Origin of the sequence: Paenarthrobacter sp. Z7-10, from assembly GCF_026932795.1 — a bacterium.
Taxonomy (GTDB): Bacteria; Actinomycetota; Actinomycetes; order Actinomycetales; family Micrococcaceae; genus Arthrobacter_M.
In genome coordinates this window covers 26,966-32,983 of record NZ_JADPVH010000048.1, presented here as the reverse complement: position 1 = coordinate 32,983, position 6,018 = coordinate 26,966, and the positions used below count along the sequence as shown (strand labels likewise).

Genomic DNA, 6,018 nt, shown 5'->3' with positions numbered 1-6,018 from the left:
GGGCGGACACCCGCCGGCGTCACCGCCCGCGTCGTCCAACGCCTGCTGGCCCTGACCGCAGCGATCTGGCACAACGATCGGATCGGCCAAGCTGTGCGTCGCTCCATGACCGCCTACGATCACTGACCCTTGGAATTATTCATCTAGAGTAGGGCCATGGTCTACTCGCACAGGCACGACGGCGGTCCCACCTCCGATGGCGGCGACAGTGGGATTGAGGCCGACGGGGGCAGCGGCGGCGACAACGACAGTCGCGGCGGGAGTGAGATTGACAGTGAGGCCAGCAGGGACAGTGGCGACGTGGTGCTGCTGAGGCGGCTGGCCGATACCCACGGAGTGGCCACAGCCTTCCATGGTTGGGACGGCGGCGAACGGCAGGTCTCCACAGCCACCCTGCGCCGGGTCCTCACGGCCTTGGGCGTTGAGGCGCAGATCGGCGCGGACCTCCACAGGGCGTTGCGGGACGCGGAACTGGAGCCATGGCGGCGGATGCTCCCGGCCGTCGTCGTCCTGCGCCAAGGCCAGCGCCGGTCGGTGCCCGTGCACGTTCGGCATGGCGACCCGGTACAGATGTGGATCACCGCTGAAGATGGCAGCCGGCACGAGGCCGAGCAGCAGGAAATTTGGGTGGAGCCGCAGGACGTGGACGGTGTCCGCACCGGATGTGCCACCTTTGCGCTGCCAACCGATTTGCCGCTGGGCTGGCATCAGCTGCATGCCGAAAGCGAGGGCAGCTACGCGCACTGCTCCGTGGTGGTGACGCCGCGGCGGCTGGCGGTCGCAGCACTGCCGGAGGGCGAGCGCGGCTGGGGCCTGATGGCCCAGCTGTACAGTGTTCGTTCCGCACGCTCCTGGGGCATTGGCGACTTCGCGGATCTCGCCGATCTCGCGTCTGTCTCTGGTGCGCAATACGGCGCGGATTTCACGCTGGTCAATCCGCTCCATGCCGCCCAGCCGATACCGCCGGTGGAACCATCTCCCTACCTGCCCAGCAGCCGGCGGTTTTTCCATCCGCTCTATCTCCGGGTCGAGGATATTGCTGAGTACGGCTATCTGGATGCCGGGCCGCGTGCGCTGGTCCAGGAGCTGGCGGAGCGGATGCATGCCGCGAATCTGGAGCCGGACCGATTGGACCGCGACAGCGCTTATGCGGCCAAGCTTCAGGCCCTCGCCCTTATTTATGCCGTCCGTCGAAGCCCCGGCCGGAACCAGAACTACGCGGCGTTCCGTACTGCCCAGGGGCGGTCACTGGAGGAATTTGCCCTGTGGTGCGCGTTGGCGGAAAAGCTGCCGGCTGGGGCTCCGGAGTGGAAAGCGGAGGCCGCCCATCCCGATACCGAGTATGTCCGCCAGCAGCGCGGGCTACTGGCGGATCGGATCGACTTCCATTGTTGGCTGCAGTGGCTCTGCGACCAACAGCTTGCAGCCGCCCAGGATGCCGCCACGAGTTCCGGTATGCGCATTGGGGTGGTGCATGACCTGGCCGTCGGTGTGCAAAGTTCGGGCGCGGACGCGTGGCTGCTGCAGGACGTGCTGGCACCGGGCATCAGTGTTGGCGCGCCGCCGGATATGTTCAACCAGCAGGGCCAGAACTGGATGCAGCCGCCCTGGCATCCGGACCGGCTCGCCGCCGCTGGTTACGCTCCGTACCGGAATATGCTCCGGAACATTCTGCGCCATGCGGGCGGCATCCGGGTCGATCACGTGCTGGGGCTGTTCCGGTTGTGGTGGATCCCCGAAGGCGGCGGTCCGCAGGAGGGGACCTACGTCAACTACGACCATGAAGCCCTGATTGGCATTTTGGCGTTGGAAGCACAGCGGGCCAACGCCGTTGTCATCGGCGAGGATTTGGGCACTTTCGAGCCGTGGGTGCGGGAGTATCTGGCCGAGCGCGGCATTCTTGGCACCTCCATTCTGTGGTTCGAACATCAGGACGGCCGGCCGCTGGCTCCCGAGGAGTATCGCAGGCAATGCCTGACAAGCGTCAATACGCACGATCTCCCGCCAACCGCAGGGTACTTGGCGGGAGAGCACCTCGATCTGCGCGAGTCGCTGGGGCTGCTGGAGCGGCCGGTGGCGCAGGAGCGGGCGGAAGACTTTGCGGCCCAGGAGCGGGTTCTGGCTCTGCTGCGTGAGCGGGGGCTGCTGCCTGAAGCTGGGCACGGTGGGCCGGTCGACGACGACGGCGGCGAGGCTGCCGTTGTCGGCCAGCGGACCGACACTGTGCAGCGGACGGACACCGGGAAGGGGACGGGCACCGTGCAGCGGACGGTAGAGGCGCTGTACGCCTTCGTCGCCCAAACTCCGTCGGTCCTCGTGGGTCTAGCCCTGGTCGATGCGGTCGGCGAGCACCGTATCCAGAACCAACCCGGCACCCAGGACGAGTACCTCAACTGGCGCATTCCGCTGGCAGGCCCGGATGGGCGCGTCGTGCTGGTGGACGATCTGCCCGCGAACGCCCGGCTGGCCGCACTGGCCGAGGTGGTGGCCGGTGGCATAGCGAGCTGAGCCGCTGCCGCCGTCCTCCGCGGTCAGCGGCCGGTTCGCCAGCGGCCGGTTCGCTGACGGGCGGTTCGACTCCGGCCGGTTCGACTATGGCCAGCCGGCCCTGCTACGTTTCGCCCGAAAAGTCCAGGAGCAGCCGCTGGATGTCCCGCCGGGGACCAGCGGCCGCTTTGGGATTGTTCTCAAGTGCGGCGACAAGGCTTATGAGAGCCTTCCACAAGGCCCAGCCGCGGCCGCGTGACCACGTTGCTGCATCCTCGTTCAGCGATTTGCGGAAGGCATCGCGTGCGCTGCCGTGCAGGAACGTCCATGCGATGACCAGATCACACGCCGGATCCCCGACTCCGGAACAGCCGAAGTCGATCACGGCCGACAGCTGTCCTTCGCTCACCAGCAGGTTGGCGGTGGCCACGTCGCCGTGGAACCAGACCGGATCGCCGTCCCAGTGCGCACCCACCGCGTGATCCCACAGCCGTCTGAGCGGCTCCGCGGGAACTTCCGTGCCCAACGCCTCCAAGGCCGACAAAGTCTCATCCGCGTAGACGGTGGGGGATGCGCCGCGGAAGCAGTTGTGCGATCCCGGAGCGGGACCGCCGGTGGGCTCGCGCTGGTGGAGAACGTTCAGAAACCCGGCCAGTGCTGTGGCGAACCGAGTCGGGTCCGCAACGTTGGTTTCGCTGGCAACCTGCCCGTCAAGCCATTGATAGATCGACCAGGGGTAGGGGTAGCCCTCGGCTGGCAGGCCCTCGGCAACCGGGGTGGGAATCGGCAGTGGAAGACCCGTCGCGAGCAGCGGCAGCCAGTGCTGTTCCTTTCGGACCTGCTGGGCGTAGCCGGGGCCGCTCGGCAACCGGATGCTCAGCTTCGCCCCAAGCCGAAACGTGCGGTTGTCCCAACCCCCTGGGTCAACAGTGCTGATGGGAAGCTGGGCCCAGTGCGGAAATTGTGAGCCCACCAGGCGACGGGCGAGATCGCTGTCGATCGGCGCGTTCCCCTGGTCCGGCATGAAGGCTCCCGTTCTCGGTTCCTAGTGGCCGAACCGGTCAGAATCCGCGACGCCGTCCTCGCCGGCATCCAAACCCCGGAGTTGGGCCATGTCGTCGTCGTCGAGTTCAAAGTCGAAGATGCTGATGTTCTGGTGTATCCGCTCCGGCGTCGCGGACTTCGGAATCGCCACCAGGCCCTGCTGAACGTGCCAGCGCAGCACGATCTGGGCCGGGGCACGTCCGTATTTCGCGGCAAGCCCGGCAATCGGCCCGGACTCCAGAAGGCCTGAGCCCTGTCCCAGCGGACTCCAGGACTCAGTGACAATGCCGTGCTGTCGGTGGACGGCGCGGACCTCGGAGCGGGCATGTCTCGGATCCAGCTGGATCTGGTTGAGATCGGGAACCAGCCCAGCATCGATGAGGCGCTGCAGGTGGTGGGCCTTGAAGTTCGACGTCCCGATCGCCCTTAGGCGGCCGTCCGCGAACAGGTCCGCCAATCCCGCAACGGCGTCCACGTAGCGGTCCTGCTCGGGATTGGGCCAGTGCAGCAGAAGCAGATCAATGTAATCCACACCGAGCCTGCGTGCTGATTTCTCAAAGGCACGTTTGGCGCCGTCGCGGCTGTGCCACTCCTTATTGAATTTGGTTGTGAGGAACACTTCGCCGCGCTCAATGCCGGAGCGTCGAATGCCTTCGCCAACGCCACGCTCATTACGGTAGTTTTCCGCCGTGTCGAATAAGCGGTAGCCGGCGTCCACGGCGGTAATAACTGCTGCGGCAGTTTGTGCGTCGTCAAGTGGCCAGGTTCCCAGCCCGAGCAGGGGAATCCTGGCGCCGCGGCGCAATTTCAGGGTTGGGGCAAGTGCTCCGGTCATTGGTGCAAGTCCTCTCCGTGGAACGTCGTGTGGCTCAGGACAGAGTCTACGACGGGGCTCGGACATTCGCGTGGGCAACGGCGCTGGGGAAGGATCCGCAGGAGCTTCGGCACCTGCGGCCTGGAAGGTGCTTCCGCGCCTGTGGTTTGGAACGTGCTTGTGCGTCCATGGTGTGGAACGTGGCAGAGTACAAGACGAAGACAGCCGTTGGCGAAAGGTGGATTGGCATGGCGGACAGTGGATGGATAGCCCATACGGTGTGGTGGCAGATCTACCCGCTCGGTTTCGTGGGAGCTGCTCGGGAGTCCGGCCCGCCCGGGACGCCGGTGGTGCACGGTCTCCGCAAGCTGATTGGCTGGCTGGACTACGCAGTTCGGCTGGGTGCTTCCGGAATTGCCTTTGGTCCCATCTTTGCTTCCGAGACTCATGGCTACGACACGGTGGACTACTTTCGCATCGATCCCCGGCTGGGCGACGAGGACGACTTCGACGCCTTGATTGCGGCCTGCCGGGCCCGTGGGCTGCGCGTTCTGCTCGACGGCGTGTTCAACCACGTGGGGCGAGGTTTTCCCGCTTTCCGGCAGGTGCTCGACGACGGACCAGCGGCGGCGTCGGCCTCCTGGTTCCGACTTTCCTGGCCTGCAGGAGCCTTCCGGCCAGGCATTGAGCCGGCCTACGAGGATTTTGAGGGGCACCGGCAACTGGTGGCTCTCAACCATGACGACGCCGAGGTGGCAGCGTACGTGGGGCAGGTGATGAAATATTGGCTTGCCCGTGGGGCTGACGGGTGGCGTCTGGATGCCGCCTATGCCGTGCCGGCACACTTCTGGTCCACGGTGCAGGGCCGAGTTCGGAAGGAATTCCCGCAGGCCTACTTCGTGGGCGAGTTCATCCACGGCGACTACGTTGCGGCAGTCCACGAGGGTTCCCTCGATTCGGCCACCCAATACGAACTGTGGAAGGCCATCTGGAGCTCCCTCAACGACGGAAACTTCTATGAGCTTGCCTCGGCCTTGGAGCGGCACAACACCTTCCTGTCCGCATATCCGCCATTGACATTTGTGGGGAATCACGATGTCACCCGGATCGCCAGCCGGCTCAACGACAGCAGGTTCCTGCCGCACGCGCTGGTTATCCTGTTCACCGCAGGGGGAACACCGTCCGTGTACGCCGGCGATGAACAGGGGTTTCGCGGCATCAAGGAGGACAGGGTTGGAGGCGATGACGCCATTCGGCCGGAATTCCCCGAGCATCCTGACGACCTTTCCCCGCTGGGATTGGAGATTTTCCGCCTGCACCAGGACCTGATCGGCCTGCGCCGCCGGAACCCGTGGCTGCATCGTGCCCGCACGGAACCCATTTCAGTGGCCAACGAGCAGTTGGTTTATCGGCTCACCGACGGAACCCACGCGCTCGCCGTGCTGTTGAATCTGGCCGATCGCCCGCTCACGGCCCAGATCCCGGGGCAGCCGCAGATCATGGCCGGACGTGCCTCACTATTTACGGCGGGGAACACCGGCAGCGTGGTGGTTCCTCCGCAGGGCTGGGCAGTGCTGGACAGTTCAGGCGCACCGGCGTAGGGTTACGCTTCTTTCGGCTTTCCGTCTCGGGCGGACGACCAGCAGTACTCCAGTCGGCGCCCGGTGTATTCT

At 65.6% G+C, this 6,018-nt stretch carries 4 protein-coding genes and 1 pseudogene; 3 read left to right on the top strand and 2 right to left on the bottom strand.

The genetic code is table 11. From position 1 onward, the window contains the following. Both IV498_RS13980 and malQ read left to right on the top strand, forming a co-directional pair. Positions 1-126: pseudogene (locus IV498_RS13980) on the top strand (IS982 family transposase); the annotation flags it as partial. A gap of 30 nt (positions 127-156) precedes the next feature. Then, positions 157-2,508 carry a 4-alpha-glucanotransferase gene (gene malQ, locus IV498_RS13975; protein WP_269047560.1) on the top strand — a complete coding sequence of 784 codons (2,352 nt, stop codon included), beginning with the start codon at positions 157-159 and terminating at the stop codon, positions 2,506-2,508. 103 nt (positions 2,509-2,611) lie between these two features. Here malQ and IV498_RS13970 read toward each other — a convergent pair whose 3' ends face one another. Both IV498_RS13970 and IV498_RS13965 read right to left on the bottom strand, forming a co-directional pair. Beyond that, positions 2,612-3,511: an aminoglycoside phosphotransferase family protein gene (locus IV498_RS13970; RefSeq protein WP_269047558.1), complete on the bottom strand. Its 900-nt coding sequence runs from the start codon at positions 3,509-3,511 to the stop codon at positions 2,612-2,614. A gap of 21 nt (positions 3,512-3,532) precedes the next feature. Beyond that, the gene (locus IV498_RS13965) at positions 3,533-4,366 is read right to left on the bottom strand and encodes an aldo/keto reductase (RefSeq protein ID WP_269047557.1); all 834 of its coding nucleotides are present in this window, start codon (positions 4,364-4,366) and stop codon (positions 3,533-3,535) included. A 179-nt stretch (positions 4,367-4,545) separates the two neighbouring features. On the opposite strand from IV498_RS13965, the gene IV498_RS13960 reads away from it, so the two are divergent. Next, on the top strand, positions 4,546-5,946 hold the full coding sequence (locus IV498_RS13960; protein ID WP_269047555.1) for an alpha-amylase family glycosyl hydrolase: 1,401 nt from the start codon (positions 4,546-4,548) through the stop codon (positions 5,944-5,946). The last annotated feature ends 72 nt before the right edge of the window (positions 5,947-6,018 follow it).